General features: G+C 63.3%; 26 protein-coding genes. 16 read left to right on the forward strand and 10 right to left on the reverse strand.

What is annotated here, in order from left to right:
* The first annotated feature begins 84 nt into the window (after nucleotides 1-84).
* Nucleotides 85-543: a hypothetical protein gene (locus tag WBQ96_RS09730; protein WP_336550277.1), complete on the forward strand. Its 459-nt coding sequence runs from the start codon at nucleotides 85-87 to the stop codon at nucleotides 541-543.
* A 59-nt stretch (nucleotides 544-602) separates the two neighbouring features.
* Here the strand turns inward: WBQ96_RS09730 and WBQ96_RS09735 are convergent, their stop codons facing one another.
* Nucleotides 603-1850, reverse strand: a complete 1248-nt coding sequence (locus tag WBQ96_RS09735; RefSeq protein WP_336550275.1) for a ubiquinone biosynthesis hydroxylase — start codon at nucleotides 1848-1850, stop codon at nucleotides 603-605.
* A 97-nt stretch (nucleotides 1851-1947) separates the two neighbouring features.
* On the opposite strand from WBQ96_RS09735, the gene WBQ96_RS09740 reads away from it, so the two are divergent.
* The 7 genes from WBQ96_RS09740 (at nucleotide 1948) to WBQ96_RS09770 (ending at nucleotide 10654) form a co-directional block, all read left to right on the forward strand.
* Nucleotides 1948-2811, forward strand: coding sequence for an acyl-CoA thioesterase (locus tag WBQ96_RS09740; RefSeq protein WP_336550273.1), 864 nt, complete (start codon nucleotides 1948-1950; stop codon nucleotides 2809-2811).
* A gap of 233 nt (nucleotides 2812-3044) precedes the next feature.
* Complete coding sequence (locus WBQ96_RS09745) at nucleotides 3045-3383, forward strand: P-II family nitrogen regulator (protein ID WP_091908789.1); 339 nt, start codon at nucleotides 3045-3047, stop codon at nucleotides 3381-3383.
* Between the two features lie 31 nt (nucleotides 3384-3414).
* The gene (locus WBQ96_RS09750) at nucleotides 3415-4800 is read left to right on the forward strand and encodes an ammonium transporter (RefSeq protein ID WP_336550269.1); all 1386 of its coding nucleotides are present in this window, start codon (nucleotides 3415-3417) and stop codon (nucleotides 4798-4800) included.
* A 330-nt stretch (nucleotides 4801-5130) separates the two neighbouring features.
* The gene (locus tag WBQ96_RS09755) at nucleotides 5131-5970 is read left to right on the forward strand and encodes a serine/threonine protein phosphatase (RefSeq protein ID WP_336550267.1); all 840 of its coding nucleotides are present in this window, start codon (nucleotides 5131-5133) and stop codon (nucleotides 5968-5970) included.
* Nucleotides 5971-6106: 136 nt separating this feature from the next.
* On the forward strand, nucleotides 6107-8743 hold the full coding sequence (locus tag WBQ96_RS09760) for a DNA translocase FtsK (RefSeq protein ID WP_336550266.1): 2637 nt from the start codon (nucleotides 6107-6109) through the stop codon (nucleotides 8741-8743).
* A gap of 275 nt (nucleotides 8744-9018) precedes the next feature.
* Nucleotides 9019-9717 carry an outer membrane lipoprotein carrier protein LolA gene (locus WBQ96_RS09765; RefSeq protein ID WP_442920816.1) on the forward strand — a complete coding sequence of 233 codons (699 nt, stop codon included), beginning with the start codon at nucleotides 9019-9021 and terminating at the stop codon, nucleotides 9715-9717.
* Between the two features lie 130 nt (nucleotides 9718-9847).
* Nucleotides 9848-10654 carry an exodeoxyribonuclease III gene (locus WBQ96_RS09770; RefSeq protein ID WP_336550265.1) on the forward strand — a complete coding sequence of 269 codons (807 nt, stop codon included), beginning with the start codon at nucleotides 9848-9850 and terminating at the stop codon, nucleotides 10652-10654.
* A 30-nt stretch (nucleotides 10655-10684) separates the two neighbouring features.
* Here WBQ96_RS09770 and WBQ96_RS09775 read toward each other — a convergent pair whose 3' ends face one another.
* Together WBQ96_RS09775 and WBQ96_RS09780 are read right to left on the reverse strand one after the other, a co-directional pair.
* Nucleotides 10685-11140, reverse strand: coding sequence for a cyclic nucleotide-binding domain-containing protein (locus WBQ96_RS09775; protein ID WP_336550264.1), 456 nt, complete (start codon nucleotides 11138-11140; stop codon nucleotides 10685-10687).
* 64 nt (nucleotides 11141-11204) lie between these two features.
* A complete protein-coding gene (locus WBQ96_RS09780) occupies nucleotides 11205-11888 on the reverse strand; it encodes a response regulator transcription factor (protein WP_091908808.1) in 684 nt (227 codons plus the stop codon).
* A gap of 85 nt (nucleotides 11889-11973) precedes the next feature.
* Here WBQ96_RS09780 and WBQ96_RS09785 point away from each other — a divergent pair, with 85 nt between their 5' ends.
* Complete coding sequence (locus tag WBQ96_RS09785) at nucleotides 11974-12567, forward strand: L,D-transpeptidase family protein (RefSeq protein ID WP_336550261.1); 594 nt, start codon at nucleotides 11974-11976, stop codon at nucleotides 12565-12567.
* Between the two features lie 76 nt (nucleotides 12568-12643).
* Here WBQ96_RS09785 and WBQ96_RS09790 read toward each other — a convergent pair whose 3' ends face one another.
* Entirely contained in the window at nucleotides 12644-12886 is a 243-nt protein-coding gene (locus WBQ96_RS09790) for a DUF1127 domain-containing protein (protein ID WP_336550259.1), read from the reverse strand.
* A gap of 119 nt (nucleotides 12887-13005) precedes the next feature.
* Between WBQ96_RS09790 and gcvA the strand changes: the two genes are divergently transcribed.
* Entirely contained in the window at nucleotides 13006-13953 is a 948-nt protein-coding gene (gcvA, locus tag WBQ96_RS09795; protein ID WP_336550257.1) for a transcriptional regulator GcvA, read from the forward strand.
* A 33-nt stretch (nucleotides 13954-13986) separates the two neighbouring features.
* Here gcvA and WBQ96_RS09800 read toward each other — a convergent pair whose 3' ends face one another.
* The 5 genes from WBQ96_RS09800 to tsaD all read right to left on the reverse strand — a co-directional run bounded on the left by WBQ96_RS09800 (nucleotide 13987) and on the right by tsaD (nucleotide 17526).
* Nucleotides 13987-14586 (reverse strand): class I SAM-dependent methyltransferase, encoded by a 600-nt coding sequence (locus tag WBQ96_RS09800; protein ID WP_336550311.1) that lies wholly within the window; start codon nucleotides 14584-14586, stop codon nucleotides 13987-13989.
* A gap of 44 nt (nucleotides 14587-14630) precedes the next feature.
* Nucleotides 14631-15056: an EVE domain-containing protein gene (locus WBQ96_RS09805; protein WP_336550256.1), complete on the reverse strand. Its 426-nt coding sequence runs from the start codon at nucleotides 15054-15056 to the stop codon at nucleotides 14631-14633.
* A 90-nt stretch (nucleotides 15057-15146) separates the two neighbouring features.
* The gene (locus WBQ96_RS09810) at nucleotides 15147-15443 is read right to left on the reverse strand and encodes a YciI-like protein (RefSeq protein ID WP_165118066.1); all 297 of its coding nucleotides are present in this window, start codon (nucleotides 15441-15443) and stop codon (nucleotides 15147-15149) included.
* A 17-nt stretch (nucleotides 15444-15460) separates the two neighbouring features.
* Nucleotides 15461-16444, reverse strand: a complete 984-nt coding sequence (locus WBQ96_RS09815) for an NAD(P)H-dependent glycerol-3-phosphate dehydrogenase (protein WP_336550253.1) — start codon at nucleotides 16442-16444, stop codon at nucleotides 15461-15463.
* Nucleotides 16441-17526, reverse strand: coding sequence for a tRNA (adenosine(37)-N6)-threonylcarbamoyltransferase complex transferase subunit TsaD (tsaD, locus tag WBQ96_RS09820; protein WP_336550310.1), 1086 nt, complete (start codon nucleotides 17524-17526; stop codon nucleotides 16441-16443). The genes WBQ96_RS09815 and tsaD overlap by 4 nt, the downstream gene beginning before the upstream one ends.
* 99 nt (nucleotides 17527-17625) lie before the next feature.
* Between tsaD and hemC the strand changes: the two genes are divergently transcribed.
* The 6 genes from hemC (at nucleotide 17626) to WBQ96_RS09850 (ending at nucleotide 23864) form a co-directional block, all read left to right on the forward strand.
* Nucleotides 17626-18555, forward strand: a complete 930-nt coding sequence (gene hemC / locus WBQ96_RS09825; RefSeq protein ID WP_336550251.1) for a hydroxymethylbilane synthase — start codon at nucleotides 17626-17628, stop codon at nucleotides 18553-18555.
* Entirely contained in the window at nucleotides 18556-19275 is a 720-nt protein-coding gene (locus WBQ96_RS09830) for a uroporphyrinogen-III synthase (protein WP_337035885.1), read from the forward strand.
* Between the two features lie 110 nt (nucleotides 19276-19385).
* Nucleotides 19386-20816, forward strand: a complete 1431-nt coding sequence (locus WBQ96_RS09835; RefSeq protein ID WP_336550247.1) for a COG4223 family protein — start codon at nucleotides 19386-19388, stop codon at nucleotides 20814-20816.
* Nucleotides 20817-20832: 16 nt separating this feature from the next.
* A complete protein-coding gene (locus tag WBQ96_RS09840) occupies nucleotides 20833-22488 on the forward strand; it encodes a heme biosynthesis protein HemY (protein ID WP_336550246.1) in 1656 nt (551 codons plus the stop codon).
* Nucleotides 22489-22649: 161 nt separating this feature from the next.
* Nucleotides 22650-23135 carry a tellurite resistance TerB family protein gene (locus tag WBQ96_RS09845; protein ID WP_336550308.1) on the forward strand — a complete coding sequence of 162 codons (486 nt, stop codon included), beginning with the start codon at nucleotides 22650-22652 and terminating at the stop codon, nucleotides 23133-23135.
* An 18-nt stretch (nucleotides 23136-23153) separates the two neighbouring features.
* Nucleotides 23154-23864, forward strand: a complete 711-nt coding sequence (locus WBQ96_RS09850) for a glutamine amidotransferase (RefSeq protein WP_165118078.1) — start codon at nucleotides 23154-23156, stop codon at nucleotides 23862-23864.
* A 9-nt stretch (nucleotides 23865-23873) separates the two neighbouring features.
* Here WBQ96_RS09850 and WBQ96_RS09855 read toward each other — a convergent pair whose 3' ends face one another.
* The gene (locus WBQ96_RS09855) at nucleotides 23874-25115 is read right to left on the reverse strand and encodes an MFS transporter (RefSeq protein ID WP_165118080.1); all 1242 of its coding nucleotides are present in this window, start codon (nucleotides 25113-25115) and stop codon (nucleotides 23874-23876) included.
* Nucleotides 25116-25250: the final 135 nt, after the last annotated feature.

A 25250-nucleotide genomic window follows, 5' to 3' on the forward strand; every position in this document is an offset into this window, starting at 1 on the left:
GTCTGAATTATCGTGAGTTTCGAGTGCTTTAACCGCATCATGCCATCCTAAGAGAACAAATCTCCTAGGACAGCCCCCAAATATATGAGCGAGGCGGCAAGCGAAGTTGCCGACGCAGTTGGCCGCGTGCGGGGCTCGGTGCGACGCAAGAAGCTGCGCAAGCAGGCAGGGCTTTCGCCGCTCACGGCGATCGACGATCCCGTCGTGGCGGCGGCGACGCTGATCACGGCGGTCGTGTCGGAAGATACGCCGTTGACGCCGGAGCATGAAACCGCAATCCGGGAGGCCGTTTCCGGCATTGCCGATGCGAAGAAAACCGATGAGGCCGTCATCTACGGCAAATGGGCCGCTTCGCAGATCGATGGCGCAAATCTCGTCATTGACAAGCTTGCGCCGTTCTTGCGCGAACGTCTCGACGTGGATGAGCGCGAACAACTGGTCGCGATGGTCGACGGTGTCGCGCGGGCGTCAGGCGAGCGCTCGTTGGCCCATGATCAGCGCGTGCGACGCCTGCGCCAGAAGCTCGGCTTCGAGATCCACTGATCGGTCCTTGGACGCAATTCCGGACGGAAAACCGCTGCACACTTTTCCTGGAATTGCTTTCAGATCGACTCGCCTCTTAGCAGCCGGGGCGTGTCGCCGGTCAGGCCCGATGCCTGCCGTATGAAGAACGATTTCATGCGCGGCATGCGATCGACGAGGCCGAGGCCGATGTCGCGGGCTGCGCGCAGCGGGCCGAAATCATTGGAGAATAGTCGGTTCAGCACGTCGGTGGTGACGCCCATCTGCACCGTGTCGAAACGGCGCCAACGCTCGTAGCGCTGGAGCACGTCAAGCGCGCCGATATCCTGGCCGAGCCGATCGGCCTCGACAATGGTTTCGGCAAGGGCTGCCGAATCCTTGAAGCCGAGATTGAGGCCCTGGCCGGCGATGGGGTGGATGCCGTGGGCAGCATCGCCTGCGAGCGCGAAGCGTGGTGCGACGAAGGCGCGGGCAAGGGTGAGGCCGAGCGGCCAGGCGCGCGGCTTGCCCTCTACGCGCAACTCGCCGAGCTTCAGGCCGAAGCGCTGTTCCAGCTCGCTTTCGAAGACGAGTTCGTCGCTGGCGACCAGCCGTTCGGCATCGGCGGTGCGCTCGGTCCAGACGATCGAAGAGCGGTTGCCGGTCAGCGGCAGGATGGCGAAGGGGCCGGCCGGCAGGAAATGTTCCTCGGCGCGGCCATTGTGCGGGCGCTCATGGGCGATGGTGCAGACGATGCCGGACTGGCCGTATTCCCATTTCACCGTCTTGATGCCGGCCATGTCGCGCAGGCGCGAATTGACGCCGTCGGCGGCAACCAGCAGGCGCGCGCCCAGCGAGGTGCCGTCGGCAAGATGGATGGCGATGCCGGCAACACCGGCCTCGAAGGAGCTGACGGCGACGCCTTCGATGATGTCGATGCCCAGCTCGCCGGCGCGGCGGCGCAGCGCGCCGTTCAGCACCTTGTTGGCGACCATGTGGGCGAAAGGCTCACCGGGCGCGACTTCGCCGTCGAAGGTCAGGTAGACCGGGCGAACGGGATCAGCAGTGCGCGAATCGGTGACGATCATGTCGGTGATCGGCTGTGCCTGCGGCAGGATCTCGTCCCAGCAGCCGAGGCGGCCGAGCATGCGGCAGGCCGCGGCGGCGATTGCCGAGGCGCGGGTGTCGCGCTGCCAAACGCCTTCGGGTGCGGCGTCGACCACGGCGATGGCGAGATTGGGGCGCGCCTGCTTCATCGAGACGGCAGCCGCAAGGCCGACATAGCCCGCACCCGCAATCAGCACGTCGACCGTCAGTTCCTTGCGGTTTGTGCCTGCGTTTCCAGCCATCGCTCTATCCTCCGTCACTTTCGCTTCGCCTTGACTTCGGCGAATGTTCCTGTTGGAAACCGTGCCAATTCCTTCGCTTCGAAAAGGGTTCGAAACAATGTCGGCTGCCATGCAGGAACTTCTTGCCATTCTCGACCTCGAGAAGCTCGAACACAACCTGTATCGTGGTCGCAGCCCCAAACTCGACTGGCAGCGCGTGTTCGGCGGGCAGACCATCGCGCAGGCGCTGGTCGCGGCGCAGCGCACGGTCGCGCCCGACCGGCATGTGCATTCGCTGCACGGTTATTTCATGCGTCCAGGCGATACGCAGGTTCCGATCATTTATGAAGTCGACCGCATCCGCGACGGCAAGAGTTTCACCACGCGGCGCGTCGTCGCCATCCAGCACGGCCATGCCATCTTTTCGCTGGAAGCCTCGTTCCAGCTTGACGAGCCGGGGTTGGAGCATCAGGTGCCGATGCCGCTCGGCGTGCCGGCTCCCGACACGCTCGGCACCCAGAACGACCTGATCAAGGAGTTCGGCGATACGGTGCCGGAGGGCATTCGCCGCTATTGGGAGCGCGACAGGCCGGTGGAAATGAAGCCGGTGATGCTGAAGCACTATACCAGCCGCGAAAAGCTGGACCCGGAGCAGAACATCTGGATCCGCACCACTGGACCCGTGCCTGCTGATCGCGCCACGCAGGCCGCGGTGCTTGCCTATCTGTCGGATATGACGTTGCTCGACACCTCCACCTTCGCCCATGGACGCGCTGTCTTCGATCGCGACATCCAGGCGGCGAGCCTCGACCACGCCATGTGGTTCCACAGGCAGCATCCACTCGACGGGTGGCTGCTCTATACGCAGGACAGCCCCTCGACGATCGGTGCCCGGGGCTTCACCCGCGGTACACTTTATGGACAGGACGGTACGCTGATCGCCTCGGTGGCGCAGGAAGGCCTTATCCGCGTGAGACGATAGCCTGCGGAATGTGCAAAATCTAAAAATTGCCCAATTTATAGGCAGTTGAATGGTCGTTCAGGCGGTCGCCCATACTGCACTGCAACATAAACCCATTGATTTACAACGCTTTAGTGACGGTTCTGCGAACTGGCACGGAGCTTGATTTACCCTGATCACTCTCCGGCTGCTCTCGGCAACCCGGCGAAGTCATGCAATCGCGGGTTCCCGCATAAGCAAGGGGTAAAAACCTTATGAAAATCGTGATGGCAATCATCAAGCCGTTCAAGCTCGACGAGGTGCGCGAAGCGCTCACCGCCGTCGGCATCCAGGGCCTGACCGTCACCGAAGTCAAAGGCTACGGGCGTCAGAAGGGGCATACGGAAATCTATCGCGGAGCCGAATACGCGGTCAGCTTCCTGCCGAAAGTGAAGATCGAAGTGGCCGTGGCCGCCGACATGGTCGAGAAGGCCGTCGAGGCGATTTCGAGCGCGGCAAAGACCGGGCAGATCGGCGACGGAAAGATTTTCGTCTTCGGCATCGACCAGGCGGTACGCATCCGCACCGGCGAAACCGACACCGACGCGCTTTGAGCGGGCCAATCGTATTCTCATGGAGATTTCAATGAATATTCCCACCACCTTGAAGAAGGCGGCCGAAACCGCGCTTCTGGGCACGCTTGCCCTCGGCGCACTTGGCACGCTCGCAGCCTTCGCCCAGGAAACCGCGCCGGCTGCCGTAGATGCTGCTGCGGCTGCTGCGCCCGCCGTTCCCGTGCCCGACAAGGGCGACACGACCTGGATGATGATCTCGACCATCCTCGTCCTGTTCATGGCCCTGCCGGGCCTGGCCCTGTTCTATGGCGGCCTCGTGCGCACCAAGAACATGCTTTCCGTTCTCATGCAGTGCACGATGATCGTCGCTGTCGTCATCATCATCTGGGTCGTCTACGGCTACTCCTTCGCCTTCGGTGGCGGCACCAGCCCGTATTGGGGCGGTCTCGGCAAGCTGTTCCTGTCGGGCGTCACGCCTGAGAGCACGGCGGCGACCTTCTCGGATGGCGTCGTCATCCCCGAGCTGGTCTTCATCTGCTTCCAGATGACCTTCGCCTGCATCACGCCGGCCCTGATCGTTGGCGCGTTTGCCGAACGCATCAAGTTCTCGGCCGTGATCCTGTTCGTGGCGCTGTGGGTCACCTTCGTCTACTTCCCGATCGCCCATATGGTCTGGGATTCGAGCGGCATGATCTTCAACTGGGGCGCTCTCGACTTCGCCGGCGGCACGGTCGTTCACATCAATGCCGGTATCGCCGCATTGGTCGGTGCGATTCTGGTCGGCAAGCGTAACGGCTACGGCCGCGACAACATGGCTCCGCACTCGATGACGCTGACCATGGTCGGTGCCTCGATCCTGTGGGTAGGCTGGTTCGGCTTCAACGCCGGCTCCAACCTTGAAGCCACCGGTGGTGCAGCCCTTGCGATGATCAACACCTTCACTGCAACCGCCGGCGCAATCATCGCCTGGGTGGCGGTGGAATCGCTGGCCCGCAAGAAGGCCTCGATGCTTGGTGCTGCCTCCGGCATGATCGCCGGCCTGGTTGCCGTCACGCCCGCCGCCGGCATCGTCGGCCCGATCGGCGCGATCGTGCTCGGCGCCATCGCCAGCATCATCTGCTACTATTTCGTCACCGTCGTGAAGATCAAGGCCGGCTATGACGACTCGCTCGACGTGTTCGGCGTGCACGGCATTGGCGGCATCGTCGGCGCCATCGGCACCGGCATCTTCGCCTCGTCGGCGCTGGGTGGCATCGGCTATGCCGACGGCGTGACCATGGGCGCGCAGGTCTGGGTGCAGATCAAGGCTGTCCTCGTCACCATCGTCTGGTGTGGTGTCGGCTCTGCCATCCTCTACAAGATCGTCGATGTGATCGTCGGGCTGCGTCCGACCGTCGAAGCCGAATCGCAGGGCCTCGACCTCACCTCGCACGGCGAAGTGGCCTACCACTCGTAAGCTTCCAACCCGGCGGCGCATGCCGTCGCCGGGACTGGCCTTTACGCAATTCCGAACGGAAAACCGTTCACATTTTTCCTGGAGTTGCTCGAAAATCCCGTCGTGACCGGTTTGAAGGAGCTGGTCACGCCTTTGAGGCCCGGTTCGTCCGGGCCTCTTTTTTTGGCCGCCAGCAAACGTGATCGCCGAGTGCGCCCGAACTGCAACAGGGGGTGGTTTTCAGACGTTCACTTCACGAAAAAAATCACTCCGTTATATAGACAGCTAATGAAAGCTGCCTATCTTGAGCGGCTGACGACACAAATCAGTTGCGGCAAGGCAGGCCCCATATTGTCGAAGCATTCACCGGACATGATGATGCAGGCCGATCCGGCGATGATCAGCGCAGTTGCGCGCATCGCCGAGGCACCGAAGCCTCCGAGGCTTCATGTCACGGCGGTCAGGGGCCAGCGTGTCTGGTTCAAGCATCTCGGTGCCGAACCAACGGCCTGGGGCAAGCGCCTGCATGCGCTGGTCTCGCCGCTGATGTATCCACACTTCCTGAGAGCCACGCCAGCCGCGACGCCGGAAGGCAAGGCGACGCGCGAACGGCGCAAGATAGATGCATTTCGCGCTGCCGGCTTTCGGGCGCCGGAAGTCTTCTATCAACGTGGCGATGTTCTGGCCCTGTCTGACATGGGCGAGACGTTGCAGTCGCAAATGCTGACGCTTCGAAAGGCCGGAGACCTGACTGCCCATGACGGTCTCCTGATAGATGCAGCCAAGGCTCTGGGCGAGGTGCATGCGGCCGGCCTTTGCCACGGCCGTCCACATCCGCGCGATTTCGTCGTCGACGACGACGGACGATTCGGCTTTCTCGACTTTGAGGAGGAACCGGAAGCAGCGATGCCATTGGCTGACGCGCAGGCGCGCGACGTCTGGCTGCTCTTTTTCCAGATCACTTATCGTGCCCGGCAAGCGGAGACGCCGACGCTGGCGCTGCAGGCCTACAAGGCCTCTGTCCCGAAGCTTACGCTGGACGCGCTTTCGAGGCTGCTTCATTTCTTCCGGGTTTTCATCCCGCTCGGCCGGGTCGCGGCGAAGTTCCATCTCGGCGGCGACCTTGAGCGCTTCATGACGGCGATGGACTTTTTTCGCGACGCCGAAAAGGACGCCGCCGAAAAACGGTAGGCGAGGGCTGTTTCATTTTCTGCGAAGTGCTGCATGGTTAATGCGGCCTTAACCTTCCCCCCGATAATCTGATCCCCGACTCTGCCCAAGGCGCGTTCGTGCCAAGGCAACACCATTTTTGGACGGGGAAAGAGGCATGCGCTCAGCCACACAACTCGCGCTGACCGATTCGGGACACGGCCTGCAGGCGTTTGCCCGCCGGCAGGTGGGTCGCATAACCGGCCTTGCGTGCTTCGCAGCGGTTGCCTTCGCGCTGGCCAGCCTTGGCACGTGGAATGTCGCCGATCCGAGCTTCAGCCATGCCACCGACAACCCGATCACCAACGCGATGGGTTATCCGGGCGCGGTGTTTTCCGATCTGGCGATGCAGTTCTATGGATTGTCCTCGGTCGCTGCCCTCGTTCCGGCGGTGATCTGGGGCTTTTTCCTGGCGACCGCGCGCGGTGTCGACCGCATGCCGCGTCGTGCGCTGGCCTGGTTCGGCGCTTCGCTTTTGTTTGCAGCCATTGCCGGCTGCACCACGCCACCCGCGACATGGCCATTGCCGACCGGGCTTGGCGGCGTCTTCGGCGACATGGTGCTGAAGGTTCCGGGCATGGTCACCGGCGGTTATCCGACCGGCTGGGTGGCAAGCCTGATCGCCGTGGTTCTGGCAGGACCGGCGTTGTGGCTCTTCGCCTTCGGCTCGGGACTGATTTCGCGCCCCAACGGCTTTGCCGTTGTCGATCCCGACGAAAAGGACATGCGCGAGCAGGATCTGTCGTCGTCCTTCGATGATGACGACGAGGACGAAGGCATATTGGCGCTGGGCGCGATCACCCATTGGTGGCTGTCGTTCCGCGCCTTCCTGCGCCGCCGGGCTGCGCGCCGCAAGGAACATGACGAATATCGCGACGTCGAGGTGCGCCCCGAAAGCGCCTGGCGCCGTGCTGCCGAGCGCGTCGAATTCGCCGAGCAGGCCGAGGCGAAGGTCAGCGCCAAGGGCAGGGCGCGGGTCGAACCGGAATTCTTCGCCGCCATGGTGTCCGACGGACGCGTTCCGCACAACGAACTCGACGACGATGTCGAAGCGGAAGACGATCTCGACTTCATGCCGGGCGAGACGGCAGAGCCGCGTTCGCCTGCAGCCCAGGTCCAGAATTTCCGGACACCTGCACCATCGGCCCGTGTTGAAGCGCCTGCGCCGCGCCCCGTCCCCGGTGCAAGGGTGCAGCGTGAGGCGCAGACGTCGCTGATCGGTTCGAACAGCTTCGAAATGCCGTCGCTGCACTTCCTGACCGAGCCGAAGAATGTCGTGCGCGACGCCACTCTGTCGAAGGATGCGCTGGAGCAGAATGCGCGCCTGCTCGAAGGCGTGCTGGAAGATTTTGGCGTCAAGGGCGAGATCATCCATGTGAGGCCCGGCCCGGTCGTCACGCTCTATGAGCTGGAGCCTGCACCCGGCATCAAGTCGTCGCGCGTCATCGGCCTTGCCGACGACATCGCCCGCTCGATGAGCGCGATCGCTGCCCGCGTCGCAGTGGTTCCCGGCCGCAACGCCATCGGCATCGAATTGCCCAATGCCAAGCGCGAGACCGTCTATCTGCGCGAAATCATGGCGAGCCGCGATTTCGAGACGACCAAGGCCAAGCTGGCGCTGGCGCTCGGCAAGACCATCAACGGCGAAGCCGTCATCGTCGATATCGCCAAGATGCCGCACGTTCTCGTCGCCGGCACCACCGGCTCGGGCAAGTCTGTCGCCATCAACACGATGATCCTGTCGCTGCTCTACCGCATGACGCCGCAGGAATGCCGTCTGATCATGATCGATCCGAAGATGCTCGAACTGTCGGTTTATGACGGTATCCCGCATCTGCTGACGCCTGTCGTGACCGACCCGAAGAAGGCGGTCGTGGCGCTCAAATGGACGGTGCGGGAGATGGAAGACCGCTACCGCAAGATGTCCAAGGTCGGCGTGCGCAATATCGACGGCTTCAACGCCCGCGTTGCGCAGGCGGAGAAGAAGGGCGAGCGCATTTCGCGCACGGTGCAGACCGGCTTCGACCGTCAGACCGGCGAGGCCATCTACGAGACGGAGAACCTCGACCTCGAGCCGCTGCCCTATATCGTCGTCATCATCGACGAGATGGCCGACCTGATGATGGTCGCCGGCAAGGATATCGAAGGCGCGGTGCAGCGTCTGGCGCAGATGGCGCGTGCCGCCGGCATCCACGTCATCATGGCGACGCAGCGTCCTTCGGTCGACGTCATCACCGGCACGATCAAGGCCAACTTCCCGACCCGTATCTCCTTCCAGGTGACGTCGAAGATCGACAGCCGCACCATTCTGGGCGAGCAGGGCGCCGAGCAGCTGCTCGGCATGGGCGACATGCTCTACATGGCCGGCGGCGGGCGCATCCAGCGCGTCCACGGACCGTTCGTCTCGGACGACGAGGTCGAGAAGATCGTCGGCCATCTCAAGCTGCAGGGCGTGCCGGAATATCTCGACGCCATCACCGAGGACGACGGCGAGGATGACGACGACGCGCCGTCCGGTAAGGGCGGCGGTGGCGGCGGCAATTTCGAGGATTCCGACGATCCTTACGATCAGGCTGTCGCGGTCGTGCTGCGCGACGGCAAGGCCTCGACCAGCTACATCCAGCGCCGCCTCGGCATCGGCTACAACCGCGCCGCCTCGATCATCGAGAAGATGGAGCAGGAAGGCATTGTCGGACCGGCGAACCACGCCGGTAAGCGCGAGATTCTGGTGCCGACCGAAGACGACAAGTTCTAGGGAGTGCCGATATTCAAACCATGACGGCCTGCAAATGGTAATTTTCTGCGCTTCCGGTGCTCGTGGACCCAAATGTCCATTCCGCTCGTCGCCTGTGGCGACCCCGAAAACCACCATTTTCGACTCGTCCTGATTTGAATCTCAACACTCCCTGGGTGTGAGCGTAAAAAGGGGTCTAAAATGACGCAGGCGTGATGGTTTGCCCCTTGCCGGCGACAAACTTCAGCCCAAGTAAAGGCCTATAGATCAAAGCTCATTTGACGCATTCGAGAGTGATGACCCGCATGAACAAAAACGCTTCGACCCCGACCCCACGACTGCAAATGGCCCGCCGGGGCTTCCTTGGCCTGGCGGTTGCGGCTTTCGGCGTGGTCGGGCTCCAGGTGATGCCGGGCTTCGACATGGTTGCGGCGGCACAGGCAGCCCCGACGGACGCCGCGCAGAAGATCGCCGATCATTTTGCCAGTGTCCGCACCATGACCGGCGAGTTCGTGCAGTTCGGCCCGCGTGGCGAGCAGACCGGCGGCAAGTTCTTTATCGAGCGTCCGGGCAAGATCCGCTTCGACTATGACGGTGCTTCGCGCTTCCAGGTGGTCTCGGACGGCCAGTCGGTCGTGCTCGACAACAGGAAGATGAACACGGTCGATCTTTACCCGCTGTCGAAGACGCCGCTGAAGCTTTTACTCGACGAGCGCATCGATCTCTCCGGCAACAAGGTCAGGAGCGTCAAGGAAGAGGACGACCTCACCACGATCCAGCTTGCCGACAAATCGGTGTTCGGCAACTCGACCATCACCATGATGTTCGATCCGAAATCCTACGAGCTGCGCCAATGGACGATCAAGGACGCGCAGGGCAAGGACACGACGGTGATGATTTTCAACGTCAAGCAGGGCGTGAAGTTCGATCAGGACCTGTTCAAGATCGACTACAAGCGCAATCTCGACGTCAACAAGAAGAAAAACAACCGTTAGGCTAGGCGCTGCCTGCGCTTTAACTGTGGACAGGGTTCGCAGCCTGAGTTGAGGCTGCGCTCGACCTTGTAATTGATGCCTTGCGCTGCCACTTTCCGGGCTTCTTTTTCGCAAGTGCCGGATTTCCCCAATGCCTTTCTCGATTGCCACCTGGAACATCAATTCCGTGCGGCTGCGCATGCCGCTGGTGGAGCGCCTCCTCCTTGAAAACGCACCCGACGTGCTGTGCCTGCAGGAAACGAAGTGCCCGGACGACCAGTTTCCGTCGGCGGCCTTCCGCAAGCTCGGCTACGAGCATATCGCGATCAGCGGCCAGAAGGGCTATCACGGCGTCGCGACGGTGGCGCGGCGGCCGCTCGAAATCGTCGAGAAGCGCGAGTTCTGCCAGAAGGGCGATTGCCGGCATCTTTCGGTGCGGGTGAATGCCGGCGGCAAGCAGCTTACGGTGCATAATTTCTACGTTCCGGCCGGCGGCGACGAGCCCGATCCTGAGATCAATCCGAAATTCCGCCACAAGCTCGACTTCGTCGCCGAGATGAATGCCATCCGCGCCGACCATGACGACAATTCGGCGTCTGTGCTGGTTGGCGATCTCAACATCGCGCCGCTGGAGCACGATGTCTGGTCGCACAAGCAACTGCTGAAAGTAGTCAGCCACACGCCGGTCGAGACGGAAAATTTCGAGGCGATGCGCAAGGCCGGCGACTGGGTCGACCTGATGCGGCTCAACGTGCCTGACGAGCAGAAGATTTACACGTGGTGGAGCTACCGCGCCCAGGACTGGGAAACCTCCGACCGCGGCCGCCGTCTCGACCATGTCTGGTCTTCGTCCAATCTGGTTCCGAGCTTCGGCGGCTACGAGATCCTGCGCGACGCGCGCGGCTGGGACCGTCCTTCGGACCATGTGCCGGTTATTGCGCGATTCGATCTCGACTAGGGATATCTCGACCCGCTCTTGCGTTTCGCCCTAGGGCAGGAGCCGAGGTGCTACTTCCTCGATGCGGCGGATGAGGGCCTGAAGCTCGTCGACGATGCGCTGATGAAGCGCGACGGCGAGGTCGGGATATTCCCCGAGGATGCGGTGGAACATCTTGCGGTTCAGCCGAAGCACTTCCGAATCGGTGGCTGCGGCCGCACTGGTCAGGCGCCTGGTGTCGGCGATCAGTGCCAGCTCGCCGAGTATGGAGCCCGGCTTGGCGACCGCGATCGGCGTGCGCTTGGGATCGTCTTCGCGAAACAGGACGATGCTGCCCTTGACGACGATATAGGCCGAATCGGCCTCGTCCTCCTCCAGAAACAGCTTGCGTTCCGCCGGCAGCCGCATCGGTTCTGCCCCGAAGGCGAGCAGGCGCAACTGTTCCTGGCTGAAGCCCTCGAAAAGCCCCACGCCGGACAGAATGCGGATGTCATCATCCAGCGCCATTGCGTCCCCGAATTCCTGGCCTGGTCAGTCCTCCCGTTCGTGCGGCCCCCCGACCGCAAACCGGTCAGGGAACCAGCTTGTATCCGCCGCTTTCTGTCACAAGAATTTCAGCATTGGAAGGATCGCGCTCTATCTTCTGGCGCAGGCGATAGACATGGGTTTCCAGCGTGTGCGTGGTGACACCCGAATTATAGCCCCAGACCTCCTCCAGGAGGACGTCGCGGGTAACGACTTTCTGGTCTGCACGGTAGAGATATTTGATGATGGACGCCTCCTTTTCGGTCAGGCGCACCTTGGCGCCGCGCTGGTCGAGAAGCAGTTTCTGGCTGGGTTTGAACGTATAGGGACCAACCGAAAAGGTTGCGTCCTCACTTTGCTCATGCTGGCGCAGCTGCGCGCGGATGCGGGCGAGCAGGACGGCGAAGCGGAAGGGCTTCGTCACATAGTCGTTGGCGCCGGCTTCGAGCCCGAGGATCGTGTCGGAATCGGTGTCGTGCCCGGTCAGCATGATGATCGGCGCCTTGTAGCCGCCCTTGCGCAGCAGCTTGACGGCCTCGCGGCCATCCATGTCGGGCAGGCCGACATCCATGATCAGGAGATCGATCAGGCCGCCGCGTGCAACCGATACGCCCTTGGCGGCAGTGGCTTCCTGCAGCACGTCGAATTCCTCGTAGAGCGAAAGTTGCTCGACAAGGGTCGTGCGCAGGTCTTCGTCATCGTCGACAATCAGGATGGTACGGGAGGTCATGGATCAATCCGTTGTTTTGAAATGTATAATTCTGTTGACCAGTGATCGTTTATGCGGAACCTGATCCCCAGAACAGGCAGTCACGGTGATTTGCTTACCGATGCGATCATACTCCAAAAAACGTGAGCGCAATGGGGCAGGCGCAAAAAACCGACATGGGATCAAAACCTTGGTGGTTCGCGCACGCCCCGGGCACCCTTCGCAAGGGTTGTTGAATGCCGGCGGCACGGTGTTTTCCTGTGCGTTGGGGCGCGGCGGCATAACCGCCAGCAAGCGCGAGGGCGATGGCGGGACGCCGCTGGCGGCGATGCGCATCCTGTCAGGCTATTTCCGGAAGGATCATTTTCAGGGGCGGCTTACGCGGCTGAAGATGACGCCGATCGATTCGGCGCTTGGCTGGTGCGAGGTGCCGGAGGACCGCAACTACAATCGGCCCGTCAGGCTGCCTTACGCGGCCAGCCACGAGCATATGCTGCGCGACGACAGGCTCTACGATGCCTGCCTGGTGCTCGACTGGAATATTTCGCCGCGCCTGCGCGGGCGTGGCAGCGCCATCTTTTTCCATCTGGCGCGGCCGGGTTTCACGCCGACGCAGGGCTGCGTGGCGGTGACGGCAAAGGTGATGGCACGGCTGCTGCCGTATCTGTCGGATCGGATCGTGCTGAAAGTGGTGCGCTAGCCGCATCGAGATTCACGTCAGGACGAGCCGCCATTCGCAGGCCGCCATGGCGTGAATCCCAGTGCGCTGTACAAATCTACCACCCGCGTGAGCGGAACTCGTCGCGCGGCAGCCGGCTCAGTTCGCGGTCGATGGTCGCGGCAATGTCATGCCGGTCGACGCCGATATCCTGAAGGTGACGAGGCGTAAGCAGCTTCAGGTCGTTGAAAGCTTGGCGGCGGGTCAGCCATTTGCGAAGCACGGCACCGATATTGGTGCGGAGCAACGCGGTCGGCCGGGCCGAGCGCGTGAAACCCGTATCGTCAACACAGTAGGCCATGGTACTATCCCTTCAAGAAGGATTTGAACTCTTTTCGATTTTGCTATGATAGCGAATTGAAAAAATTGCGAAAACGAGTAGTTTTCACCGTATCTGATAATTTCATTTGAAGATCGATCATGGCTGGTCATCTCCCGGGAATACGTGCGCTGAAAACGCTGGAGGCGGCCGGCCGGCATCTCAATTTCAGCAGGGCCGCGGCCGAGCTGGGGCTGACGCCGGCTGCGGTCAGCCATCAGATCAAGGAATTCGAGGAACAGCTGGGCATTGCCCTGTTCCTGCGCACAAGCCGGATGATGGAGCTGACGCAGGCTGGCGAGATCCTCCACACAGCCGTCACCGAAGCGCTTACCGGCCTGACGCGCGCGGCGGTGCGCGTGCAGAAGATACGGTCGAATATGCGGCTGCGGGTCAGCGCATCGACATCGATCGCCGCCAAATGGCTGGTGCCGCGCCTGGAAAAGTTCATGCAGCAATGGCCCGATGTCGACATAAGGCTCGACGTTTCGACGAGCCTGCGCGATTTCACCCGGGACGACATCGACGTCGCCTTTCGCTGGGGGCGCGGCCAGTATCCCGGCGCACGGGCCGATCGGATGTTCGAGCATTCGATCATCCCGGTGTGCAGCCCGGCCCTGCTTGAAGCCAAGGGGCCTCTGACGGAGCCGCGCGACCTGTTGAAATGCCGGCTGATCCACGTTTCATGGAGCGGTCTCGGCGTCACCTGGCCGGACTGGCGCATGTGGATGCTGGCTGCCGGCATCCAGGATTTCGATGACAGCCCGGGCCTGCATTTCGCCGAAACGGGGCCGGCTATACAGGCGGCAATCGACGGTCACGGCATCGCGCTCGGCGATGCCTGGATGGTAGCGGATGATCTCGCAGCCGGCCGGCTGGTAAAACCCTTCGCGCTGTCGATCGATGGGCCGCCGCAGTTTGCCTACTATATCGTCACGCCTCTGGAAGCGGCGGACGACCCGCTGATCAGGACTTTTCGCGAATGGGTGCTTGAGGAGGCCGCCAACACGCCGCTCACGCCGGAAGCTGTACGCCCCACCAGCCGATGATTGCGCGGATTGAACGCCCGAGTGCAAACGCCGTCAAGCGTAGCGCCAGACCGTGGTGCGCTTGACCTCGGCGTCTTCCAGAGCGCGCGTGACCGGCACCTGATAGATAGCAAGCGCCTGCATGCGCTCCTTCGGCAGATAGGCTCGGCCGGGATCGCCGATGAGGATTTCAGCCCCGCGCCGGCTGAGTTGCGAGAACCATGGGATCAGCCGGTCGGCGAAGGGTTTTTCGTAGAAGACGTCGCCGGCGAGGATGACGTCCCAGCCGTCATCCTCATTGACGAGGTCCTTGCCTGAAAATGCGGCGGAAACGCCATTGGCTTGCGTATTGAGCCTGATGGCGGTTTCGCAGAAAGGGTCGATGTCGGCGGCGTTTACGGCGCTCGCGCCGGCTTTCATGGCCGCGATGGCGACGAGACCGGAGCCGGAGGCGAAATCGAGCACGCGTTTTCCGCGTACCGTCTCGGGATGGTCGAGAATATAGCGCGCCAGCCCTTGCCCGCCGGCCCAGGCGAAGGCCCAGAAGGGCGGCGGCAGGCCGATCTCGGCGAGTTCCTCTTCCGTCTTCAGCCAGAGGTCATGCGCCTCGTCGGCAAGATGAAGCAGAACCTCCGGCACATGCGGCGGGGCCATCAGCGCCGTGTTGGCGCGGATGAAGGTTTCGGCCTCCGTTGACGTCACGGTGCGGGGTCAAGGCCGGCCATGCGGCAGACTTCGCGCCATTCGTCAGCTGTCACCGGCTGCACCGACAGTCGCATGGAGGTGACGAGCGCCATTTTCTCAAGCTTGGGATTGGCCTTCACATCGACCAGCGTCACCGGCTTGGGCACATCGCGCACGGCGCGGATGTCGACGCATTCCCAGCGCGGGTCTTCGGTCGTGGTGTCGTGATGAGCCAGCGCGCAGACCTCGGCGATGCCGACAACCTCCAGCCCCTCGTTGGAATGGTAGAAGAAGCCGAGATCGCCGATCTGCATGGCGCGCATGTTGTTGCGGGCCAGATAATTGCGCACGCCGTCCCATTGCGTGCCTTCCTTGCCCTTCGCCTTCAGCATGTCGAAGGAGAATTTGAACGGCTCGGATTTGAACAGCCAGTAATTCATCTTTTGACTCCCCTGTCGTGCCTTAGGCACTCACCGCCTCTTGTCTTTTGTTCCCTGTTCGCGCCTCAGGCGCTCACCGCCTCTTGTGGTTCAGGCGCTCGCCGGGTTGTTGAAGACCCAGTTCCAGGGCTGTACCTCGACGCTTTCGAACAGGCCGGCTTTGGCGAAAGGATCGTTGCCCGAAATCTCCGTTGCCGCCGCCTTGTCGGTAGCTTCGACAACGACGAGGCTGCCGCAGGGTTTGCCGTCATCGTCGAGGAACGGGCCGGCGAATTTCAGCGTGCCGGCGTCGTTGAGGCCATTGAGGAAAGCGACGTGCTCGGGGCGCGTGTCGAGGCGCAGTTGCAGATGGCCCGGCTTGTCCTTGCAGATGAACGCAAACAGCATGTTTTCAGCTCCCGTTTCTATTCGGCTTCATGGCGCAGCGGCCGCGACATCAGCGCCGAGACCGCTTCCTGGATGGTGATGGCGCCGGCAAGGATGCCGGCGACGGCGGTGATGATAGGCGCTTCGACGCCACGCTCCCTCGCGATCCGGGCAGCGATACCGGCGGTGGCGACGCCTTCGGCAAGCGGGCGGCCACCGAGCGGTTCGCTGCGTCCCAGCGCCAGCCCATAGGCGAAATTGCGCGACTGCGCCGATGCGGAGGACAAAAGCAGGTCGCCGAGGCCTGAAAGGCCCATCAGCGTCTCGGGCTCGGCGCCGAAGGCGGCACCGATGCGGCGCAGTTCGACGAAGCCGCGCGTGACCATGGCGGCCTGCGCGCTGGCGCCGAGACCGGCGCCAGTGACGGCGCCTGCGGCAATGGCAAACACGTTCTTCAGCGCGCCGCCGATCTCGACGCCGACAAGATCACCGGTCGAATAACAGCGGAAGCTGTCGGTGGAAAAGCGCAATGCGAGCGCTGCGGCCCGCGCCTCGTCCTGCGCCGCTACCACGACGGCTGTCGGCAGGCCGCGCGCGACATCTGCGGCGAAGCTCGGGCCGGACAGGGCAGCGACCGGGTTTTGCGGCAGGATTTCGCCGGCGATCTGCGACAGAAGTGTGCCTGTGGTGCTTTCGATGCCCTTGGCGCAGAGAACCAGCGGCACATGCGCCGGGATTTTTGTCCCCACCTCGCCGAGCACTGCGCGCAGCACCTGCGCCGGGGTGACGACGAGCACGCAGTCCACGCCCTCCAGCGCGGCATTGAGGTCAGTGGTCGCCTCCAGCGCCGGGTCGAGGCGGATGCCTGGGAGATAGCGCGGGTTCTCACCCTTTCCGATCGCCGCCACCATCGCCTCGTCACGCGCCCAGAGGCGCACCGAATTGCCGGCGCGGGCCATGGTCAGCGCAAGGGCTGTGCCCCAGGCGCCGCCGCCCAGCACTGTGATGCGATAATTGCTCATGCCTTGGCTCCCCGCCGGCCCGAGCCGATCATGGGCGCGGAAATGCTGTCGAGCGGCCAGCGCGAACGCGGCACGAAATCCATCGCGCCCGGCTCGACCAGCCCGGCGCGGATGCGCTCGATGCCGGCCCAGGCGATCATCGCGGCATTGTCGGTACACAGCACATGGGGCGGCGCGATGAAGCTGAAGCCGTGCCCGGAGCACAATGTCTCAAGCGTCGAGCGAATCTCGCGATTGGCTGCGACACCGCCGGCGACGACCAGCGCTGGCGTCTTTACGTCAGGATATTCTTCGCGGAAGCGCACGAGGCTGCGGCGGACGCGGTCGCCAAGCGCATCCGAAACGGCTGCCTGGAACGATGCGCAGATATCGGCGACATCCTGCTCGCTGAGCGGGGCGATTGCCGTTGCCGCCTGCCGCACTGCGGTCTTGAGACCGGAGAAGGAGAAATCCGGGCGGGTCTCGCCCTTCATCGGTCGGGGGAAAGCAAAGCGCTTTGCATCACCATTGGCCGCCGTCTTTTCAACATTCGGGCCGCCGGGATAGGGCAGGCCGAGCATCTTGGCGGTCTTGTCGAAGGCTTCGCCGAGTGCGTCGTCTATGGTCGTCGCCCAGCGCTGATAGTCGCCGACGCCGCGCACCAGCACGATCTGGGTGTGGCCGCCGGAAACGAGCAGCAGCAGATAGGGAAAGTCGAGCCCGTCGGTGAGGCGCGCAGTCAGCGCATGGCCTTCGAGATGATTGACCGCGATCAGCGGCTTGCCGGTGGCGGCAGCGATTGCCTTGGCCGTCATCAGGCCGACGATCAGCCCGCCGACGAGGCCGGGGCCGGCGGTGGCGGCGATGGCGTCGATTTCCGAAAGCGTCACGTCCGAATCGGCAAGGGCTGCCTCGATGATGCCGTCCAGTGCCTCGACATGGGCGCGCGCGGCGATTTCCGGCACGACGCCGCCGAAGGCCGCGTGCTCCTCGATCTGGCTGAGCACGACATTCGACAGGATCTCGGGGGCCGCGCCCTCGCGCAGGCCGACCACGCTGGCCGCTGTCTCGTCGCAGCTCGTTTCGATGCCGAGCACGCGGATCATGGCGTCATTTCGTTGCATTGCCCGACCGTGATTTCCCCGATAGGAGATGCGGGGCGAAAACCCCATTCGCCGGGTGGGTATCACGGACCGAGCGTCATGCAAACAAGAGCGTTGAAAATCGGAACTCGCGGCAGCCCGCTGGCGCTGGCGCAAGCCGTGGAAACGCGCGCGCGGCTGGTTGCGGCGCACAGCCTTCCCGAAGACGCCTTCGAGATCGTGCCGCTTTCGACCAGCGGCGACCGCATCCAGGACCGGCCGCTTTCCGAAGTCGGCGGCAAGGGGCTGTTCACCAAGGAACTCGAGGACGCGCTGTATGACGGGCGCATCGACATCGCCGTGCATTCCTCAAAGGACATGGCGACCGTGCTGCCTGACGGACTGGAAGTCTCGACCTTCCTGCCGCGTGAAGACCCGCGCGACGCCTTCATCGGCAAGCTCGCGCCGTCGATCATGGAATTGCCGCACGGCGCAACCGTCGGCTCCTCGTCGCTGCGGCGGCAGGCGCTGATAAAGCGCATGCGGCCCGACTTGAGCGTGGTGATGTTTCGCGGCAATGTGCAGACTCGGTTGCGCAAGCTGGAAGAAGGCATTGCCGCCGGCACCATCCTCGCCAATGCAGGGTTGCGGCGGCTTGGTCTGGAAAGCGTCATCACCCACCTGATGCCGCTCGAAGAATTCCCGCCCGCGCCGGGTCAGGGTGCGATTGGCATCGAACATCGGTCCAGCGATACCGAGGTGCGCAAGCTTCTTGCCGCCATTCATGATGCGCCGACGGGCCATGCGCTGGCCTGCGAGCGGGCCTATCTCGCGGTGCTCGACGGTTCCTGCCGCACGCCAATCGCCGGCCATGCGGTGATAGAGGGCGATCGCCTGTTGTTCAGCGGCGTCATCCTTTCGCCCGACGGAACCGAGTCGCATGAGGTGCGGCGTGAGGGCAAGGTGGCGGACGCGGTGCAAATCGGCCTCGACGCGGGTGAAGACGTTCGAGCACGCGCCGGAACGCGCTTTTTCGAGGGTTGGAGCTGAATGAGGCCCCGAGTGCTGGTGACACGGCCGGAACCCGGCGCGTCGGCCACCGCACGCCGGCTTGAAGAGGCGGGATTTTCGCCTGTTGTTCTGCCGCTATCGGAAACGCTGGCTCTGCCGGTCGATGACGCGATCCCGCACGATATCGACGCGGTTGCCGTCACCAGCGCCAACGCGATACGCCATGCTTCAGACGATCTGATTGCATCTCTGGCAGGCCTGCGCTTGTTCGCGGTTGGCAGGAAAACGGCGAAGGCCGCGCGGGAAGCCGGTTTTGCCAGCGTCATTGAAGGTTCCGGCGACGCGGCGGGCCTTGCGGACAAGATCGTGGCCGAACTGCCGGCGGGTTCCAAAATCCTCTATCTGACGGGCCGTGTCCGGCTCGATCTTTTCGAACGCCGCGTAGCCGAATCGGAATTGCAGGTTTTCGTGACGGAGACCTACGACACGCGCAGGATCGACTATCCGGCGGAAGCTGTCGCCTCGGTGCTGGCAGGCGGTCAAATCGACGCGGTTCTGCTTTATTCGGCGAAAGTGGCGGAAGCCTTCTCCGGCCTCGCCGCGCAACCCGGGGTGCGTTCCCTTTTCGAGAAGGCGCGCTATTTTTGTCTGTCCGATCGTGTCGCGGCTTCCCTGAACACGGCGGAAAAGGACCGGATTTCGATGGCGGCCGAGCCGACGGAGGATGCATTGTTGTCGTTGCTGAAGGCCGCCCGTTGAATGCGCCATCACCCGGCCCCTTTTCACGTCATGCTGGTGTGGTACTGATCTTTTTGCTGCCTCCCGCGTTGCGGGATTATTGATAACGACAATCATTGCGGAGTTCTCTCATGGTCAAGACGCCGAAGACCCGGCATTCGAAGACGCATCGGGAACCGATGACGATCGAGCTGGAGCCGGGCGCCGTTTCGCGCATCAAGGAGGCGGAGGCTCAGGCAGCCGAATCGGCGGTCGAGGCACAAGCCGACACGCCGGAAGCCACTCAGCCCGACGGGCAGAATTTCACCCTGGTCGACACGCCTGCCGAGGCTCCGGCCAGCTCCGCATTGGGACCCGAGCAGGATCAGGCCGAGGCCAAGCCGGCGCGCGAGGGGTTCGACTATGATTTTTCGGCACAGGAGCCGAAGCCGGCCGAGGCTGGCACTAGCGACATGAAGGAAGAGACCTCACAACCCGCACAGCCGGAAAAGCCGGTCTATACCCAGCCGGAACAGCGCCGCAGCGGGTTTCCGCCGCTGGCCGCTGGCATCGTCGGCGGGTTGATCGCGCTGGCGGGCGCGGGGGCGCTGCAATATGCCGGCCTTTTACCATCGCCCGCCTCCGATAGTGCTGCGGTGGGCTCGCTCCAATCCGAGATAACGCAGGTTCGCCAGGAAATCGCCTCGCTGAAGGACAATGCCGGCGGGCCGGATGTCGAACTGACCGGCCGCGTCGATGCGCTGACCCAGTCGGTCAATCAGGCCAAGACCGATCTTGCCAATCTGCAGCAGGCCGCACCCGCGGCTGGCGGGGACGATAGTGCCGTTCAGGCGCTGGACGGCCGGATCAAGGAACTCGAGGCGTCGATCGCATCGCTGCGCGAGCAGGGCAGCAGTCAGGCGGCGGCAAGCGACCTGACGGCCATCGGCGAGCGCGTCGCCGGCGTCGAGACGCTGGCCAAGACCGCCAGCGATGCGGTGACGGCCAGCGATGGCCGGCTGTCCGCGGTCGAACAGAAGGTGACGGACCTTTCCGGAAAGGTCGAGGCGCAGGCGGGACAGCCGAAGGTGGCGCTGGCGATTGCCGCGACCGCACTGAAGGCGGCGCTGGACCGTGGCGCGCCGTTCCAGGCCGAGCTCGAGACGTTCGCCGCTATCTCGCCTGATGCACCCGAGATCGCCGGCCTGCGTCCGTTTGCCGAAAAGGGCGTGCCGTCGAGCACCGAAATCACCGGCGAAACCGAAGCCGCCGTGAAGGCGATGCTTGCGGTGGCCAAGCCCATCGATGAGCAGGCAAGCTTTGCCTCGCGCCTCATGGCAAGTGCCGAATCGCTGGTCTCGGTGCGGCCGGTCGGCCCGGTCGAGGGCACGGGCGTGCCGGAAACGGTGGCGCGCATGGAATTCGCGCTGAAGTCAGGCGAGCTGGACAAGGCGCTTGCCGAATATGACACTTTGCCGGAAGCCGCCAAGACGGCTGGCAGCGCCTTTGCCGAAAAGCTGCGTGCGCGGGTAGAAGCACAGAAACTGGTCGATCAGGCGGTTGCCAGCGCGATGAAAGCGTGAGGACAGGAACAGACCGATGATCCGTATCCTCTTTTTCCTCGTCGTCGTTTTCGCGCTGGGGTTGGGCTTTGCCTGGCTAGCCGATCGCCCCGGCGACATGATCGTCACCTTCAACGGCTACCAGTACGGCGTGAGCCTGATGGTGGCGGCTGTCGCGGTGACGGCGATCGTCGCGGCGGTGATGATCCTGTGGTGGCTGACCAAATCGATCTGGAACAGCCCCTATACGATCGCGCGCTATTTCCGGGTGCGCCAGCGGGATCGCGGTTATCAGGCGCTGTCGACGGGCATGATTGCCGCGGGCGCCGGCGACGGCGCGCTGGCGCGCAAGATGAACAAGCAGGCAGCCAAGCTGATCCGCTCCGACCAGGAGCCGCTGATCCATCTGCTGGATGCGCAGACCTCGCTGCTGGAAGGCGATCACGAGGCAGCGCGCGGTAAGTTCGAGGCAATGCTCGACGATCCCGAGATGCGGCTGCTTGGCCTGCGCGGCCTCTATCTCGAGGCCGAGCGCCTCGGCGACAAGGCGGTGGCGCGGCACTATGCCGGGCGGGCTGCCGACATTGCGCCGCAGCTTACCTGGGCGGCGGATTCGACCATCGAGGAGAAGGTCGAGCGCGGCGACTGGGACGATGCCCTGAAGCTTGTCGATGCGCAGAAGTCGACACGGCGGGTCGAGCCGGCTGATGCCAATCGCCGTCGCTCCGTTCTGCTGACGGCCAAGGCGATGTCGATCCTCGACACGGACCTGGCCGGTGCCAAGGCTGCGGCAATCGAGGCCAACCGCCTGCGACCTGATTTCGCGCCGGCAGCGCTTGTTGCCGCCAAGGTGCTGTTCCGGCAAGACGATATCCGCAAGGGTTCGAAGCTGCTCGAAACCGCCTGGAAGGCCGAGCCGCATCCGGAAATCGCCGAGCTTTACGTTCATGCCCGTCCGGGCGACGCCGTGCTCGACCGGCTGGCGCGGGCGAAGAAACTGCAATCGCTGAAGCAGAATCATCCCGAATCATCACTCGCCGTGGCGCGTGCTGCACTTGATGCCGGTGAATACCGGCTGGCGCGTGAGGAAGCCGAGGCCGCGATCCGCATGCAGCCGCGCGAGGGCGCCTATCTAGTGCTTGCCGATATCGAGGAAGCCGAGACAGGCGACCAGGGCAAGGTGCGTCAGCTTCTGTCGAAGGCCGTGCGCGCGCCGCGCGATCCTGCCTGGGTAGCAGACGGTTTTGTCTCGGAGCATTGGGCGCCGGCCTCGCCGGTCACTGGCAGGCTTGACGCCTTCGAATGGCGCGTGCCGATGGAACGGCTCGGCCAGATGATCGAGCAGGACGAGCCGGTCGGTGCGAGGCCGTCGATCGCGGCACCCGAAATGCCGGTTTCCGACGTGGAAGATGTCGTCGATCTGGTGCCGGAACCGGTGGCTAGCGCTGCGGATGCCCCTGACGGCAGTATTCCGGTGGAGGCGAAGCCGAAGGCTGAGAGAAAGGCCAAACTGGCTGGGGTGCATGACGAGAAGAGCGCCGATTTGGGCAAGTCTTCCGCAGCCATAGTTGCGCCTGATGTCGACGGCGTGCAGGAGCTTGACGAAGAGCAACTGCCGCGCCTGCCGGACGATCCCGGTGTCGAGCCGGACGAGACCGCGGAACAAACCCAGCGTCGTTTCCGTTTGTTCTGAGTGTGACGCGGTTCACGCCGTGACGGCTTGAATCGCGATACACTTGATCAGCGCAGTCAAAACCGGCTGTGCCAACAAGTTTTACGGAAAGTTGTCCCTGCCGTGAGTGGACATTCGCGGCGGAGGAAGGATAGCTTTCTCCCATGGCCAAGGACAGCAGCATGTTCGAGCGCGTATTGTCGTTTCTGAAGGATCTGCCGGGCGGTATGCCCGGTGCCGCTGCTGCACGCGAGGACGATCCGCGCGTGGCTGCGGCAGCCCTTCTCTATCACGCCATGGATGCCGACGGCGTTCGCCAGGACGTGGAATGGGAGCGGCTCAAGCAACTTCTTTCCGAAGCCTATGGCGTGACTGGCAGTGAGCTTGCCGCGCTCGTGGCGGCCGGCGAAAAGGCCGACAACGAAGCGGTCGACCTCTATGCCTTCACCAGCGTGTTGAAGCGGCATCTCGATGAGCCGGCACGGATCGATTTCATCCGGCTGATGTGGGAGATCGTCTATGCCGACGGTGAGCTTCATGAACTGGAAGACAACACGCTCTGGCGTGTCGCCGAACTGATCGGAGTCGATCGGCGCGACCGCATCGCCATGCGGCAGGCGGTTGCACGCAGCATGCCGGATGCGAAAGGCGGTTCTTCGGATGAATAGAGGGTTTTGATCGGATTCATGCCGCCACGCCAACGGCCTCAGATACTCGTCGTCCTGCATCAGGAAAGTTCCAGCGCTGGACGTGTCGGTCATGTTCTTCTGGAAAACGGTTTCGACCTCGACATAAGGCGGCCGCCGCTGGGTGATGCCTTGCCTGAGACGCTGGATGGTCACGCAGGCACTGTGGTTTTCGGCGGGCCGATGAGCGCCAATGATGAGGACGATTTCGTCAGGCGCGAGACCGACTGGCTGTCCGTTCCGCTAAAGGAAAATCGTCCCTTCCTCGGCATCTGCCTTGGCGCGCAGATGCTGGTCAATCACCTCGGCGGCAAGGTCGAGGGTCACGGCGAGGGGCTGGTCGAGATCGGCTGGTATCCGCTGAAGGCAACGGAAGCCGGCAAGAGCCTGATGCACTGGCCGGAAATGGTCTATCAGTTCCATCGCGAGGGCTTTTCGCTGCCGTCAGGCGCCACTCTGCTTGCCACCTCTGAGACCTATCCAAACCAGGCCTTCCGCTATGGCGAGAACGCCTGGGGCATCCAGTTTCATGCCGAACTGACCCGGGTGATGATGCATCGCTGGGTGGTGCGCGGCGCGCATCGTTTCGAGCTTCCCGGCGCCCAGCCCGGCCGCGACCATCTCGGTGGCCGGATGATCTGGGACATGCACCTCAAGCGATGGCTGATGGAATTTTTGCAGACGATCTTCGGCAAGCCTGTGCAGGGCTAATCGATCGCGTCAATGCCTCCCACCGAGATGGCGGATCTTGCGCAGTTCTGGAAACAGAAACGCCCATATGCCGGCAACCGCGACTGCGCCGACGCCGCCGAACACCACTGCCGGCACCGTGCCGATGAGCGCGGCCATCGTGCCGGCGCGGAACTCGCCGAGTTCGTTGGAGGCGCCGACGAAGACCATGTTGACGGCGTTGACGCGTCCGCGGACATGGTCGGGCGTCCATAGCTGGATCAGCGTTTCGCGGACATAGACGCTGATCATGTCGGTGGCGCCGAGTATGGCCAAGGCCACGATAGACAGCCATGTGATGGTCGACAGGCCGAACACGACGGTGAAGACGCCGAAGAGCGCAACAAAGATGAACATCAGGAGGCCGGCGTGGTCGCGGATGGGATGGCCGGCGAGCCATACGGCGACGCTGAGCGCGCCGATGCCGGGTGCTGCGCGCAGCAGGCCGAGGCCCCAGGGGCCGAGATCGAGAATGTCGCGGGCATAGACCGGCAGCAGTGCCGCAGCGCCCGAAAGCAGCACGGCGAACAGATCGAGCGAGATCGCGCCGAGCACGACCTTTTCGCTCCAGATGTAGCGGAAGCCGGCGAAGAGCGTTTCGAGCGACGGCCTGTCTGTTTCGGTTCTTTGCGCCGGCTTGGGGATGCTGAGCACCAGGAAGCCGCTGGCCAGCATGAAGACGGCAGCTATGCCATAGGCGGCCTCGGCCGACAGGCCGTAGAGCAGGCCGCCGGCGACCGGACCGACGATTGTGGCCGTCTGCCATGCCGAGGAGTTCCAGGCTACAGCGTTGGCGAAATCCTCCTGCGGCACGAGATTGGCGACCAGCGAGGCGGAGGCGGGGCCGAAGAAGGCGCGGGCCACGCCAAACACGGCAAGCACCATGAATACAGGCGCCGGGCTGACAAGGCCGTGCCAGCTGAGCAGCAGCAGGGCCAGTGCGCATATCGCTTCCAGAAAGGCCGAAAGCCCCATGATCAGGCGGCGGCCGAACCGGTCGGCGACGACGCCGGTGACGAGCACCAGAAGCAGGGATGGCGCAAACTGGATGACGCCGACAAGGCCGAGATCGAAGGGATCGCGGGTCAGGTCATAGATCTGCCAGCCGACCGCCACGGAGATGATCTGGGTGGCGAATGTGGCGAGGAAACGGGCCGCCCAGAAGCGCAGGAAGGCGCTGTGGCGAAAGGCGGCGTAACGTTGGTAGGGGACGGGATCTGCTTGCGAGGTCATCAGGAATTTCGGCCAGTGGCGCACGCGTAGATGGTGTTTGCGCCGTTTTATGCGGAGCGCACCATAGACCAGTTTCCAGCGGCATGCGCGATATTCACGGCTGGCCCAGTATTTTTTATCTTGAGCTAAAAGCGC

This window comes from Mesorhizobium sp. CCNWLY176, from assembly GCF_037153935.1.
Lineage (GTDB): Bacteria > Pseudomonadota > Alphaproteobacteria > Rhizobiales > Rhizobiaceae > Mesorhizobium_M > Mesorhizobium_M zhangyense.

Excerpts from the sequence above, each read along its gene's own strand:
- WBQ96_RS09730 (WP_336550277.1), top strand. The coding sequence starts at position 85 with ATGAGCGAGGCGGCAAGCGAAGTTGCCGACGCAGTTGGCCGCGTGCGG.
- WBQ96_RS09735 (WP_336550275.1), bottom strand. The coding sequence starts at position 1,850 with ATGGCTGGAAACGCAGGCACAAACCGCAAGGAACTGACGGTCGACGTG.
- WBQ96_RS09740 (WP_336550273.1), top strand. The coding sequence starts at position 1,948 with ATGTCGGCTGCCATGCAGGAACTTCTTGCCATTCTCGACCTCGAGAAG.
- WBQ96_RS09745 (WP_091908789.1), top strand. The coding sequence starts at position 3,045 with ATGAAAATCGTGATGGCAATCATCAAGCCGTTCAAGCTCGACGAGGTG.
- WBQ96_RS09750 (WP_336550269.1), top strand. The coding sequence starts at position 3,415 with ATGAATATTCCCACCACCTTGAAGAAGGCGGCCGAAACCGCGCTTCTG.
- WBQ96_RS09760 (WP_336550266.1), top strand. The coding sequence starts at position 6,107 with ATGCGCTCAGCCACACAACTCGCGCTGACCGATTCGGGACACGGCCTG.
- WBQ96_RS09765 (WP_442920816.1), top strand. The coding sequence starts at position 9,019 with ATGACCCGCATGAACAAAAACGCTTCGACCCCGACCCCACGACTGCAA.
- WBQ96_RS09770 (WP_336550265.1), top strand. The coding sequence starts at position 9,848 with ATGCCTTTCTCGATTGCCACCTGGAACATCAATTCCGTGCGGCTGCGC.
- WBQ96_RS09775 (WP_336550264.1), bottom strand. The coding sequence starts at position 11,140 with ATGGCGCTGGATGATGACATCCGCATTCTGTCCGGCGTGGGGCTTTTC.
- WBQ96_RS09780 (WP_091908808.1), bottom strand. The coding sequence starts at position 11,888 with ATGACCTCCCGTACCATCCTGATTGTCGACGATGACGAAGACCTGCGC.
- WBQ96_RS09790 (WP_336550259.1), bottom strand. The coding sequence starts at position 12,886 with ATGGCCTACTGTGTTGACGATACGGGTTTCACGCGCTCGGCCCGGCCG.
- gcvA (WP_336550257.1), top strand. The coding sequence starts at position 13,006 with ATGGCTGGTCATCTCCCGGGAATACGTGCGCTGAAAACGCTGGAGGCG.
- WBQ96_RS09800 (WP_336550311.1), bottom strand. The coding sequence starts at position 14,586 with ATGGCCCCGCCGCATGTGCCGGAGGTTCTGCTTCATCTTGCCGACGAG.
- WBQ96_RS09805 (WP_336550256.1), bottom strand. The coding sequence starts at position 15,056 with ATGAATTACTGGCTGTTCAAATCCGAGCCGTTCAAATTCTCCTTCGAC.
- WBQ96_RS09810 (WP_165118066.1), bottom strand. The coding sequence starts at position 15,443 with ATGCTGTTTGCGTTCATCTGCAAGGACAAGCCGGGCCATCTGCAACTG.
- WBQ96_RS09815 (WP_336550253.1), bottom strand. The coding sequence starts at position 16,444 with ATGAGCAATTATCGCATCACAGTGCTGGGCGGCGGCGCCTGGGGCACA.
- hemC (WP_336550251.1), top strand. The coding sequence starts at position 17,626 with ATGCAAACAAGAGCGTTGAAAATCGGAACTCGCGGCAGCCCGCTGGCG.
- WBQ96_RS09830 (WP_337035885.1), top strand. The coding sequence starts at position 18,556 with ATGAGGCCCCGAGTGCTGGTGACACGGCCGGAACCCGGCGCGTCGGCC.
- WBQ96_RS09835 (WP_336550247.1), top strand. The coding sequence starts at position 19,386 with ATGGTCAAGACGCCGAAGACCCGGCATTCGAAGACGCATCGGGAACCG.
- WBQ96_RS09840 (WP_336550246.1), top strand. The coding sequence starts at position 20,833 with ATGATCCGTATCCTCTTTTTCCTCGTCGTCGTTTTCGCGCTGGGGTTG.
- WBQ96_RS09845 (WP_336550308.1), top strand. The coding sequence starts at position 22,650 with ATGTTCGAGCGCGTATTGTCGTTTCTGAAGGATCTGCCGGGCGGTATG.
- WBQ96_RS09850 (WP_165118078.1), top strand. The coding sequence starts at position 23,154 with ATGCCGCCACGCCAACGGCCTCAGATACTCGTCGTCCTGCATCAGGAA.
- WBQ96_RS09855 (WP_165118080.1), bottom strand. The coding sequence starts at position 25,115 with ATGACCTCGCAAGCAGATCCCGTCCCCTACCAACGTTACGCCGCCTTT.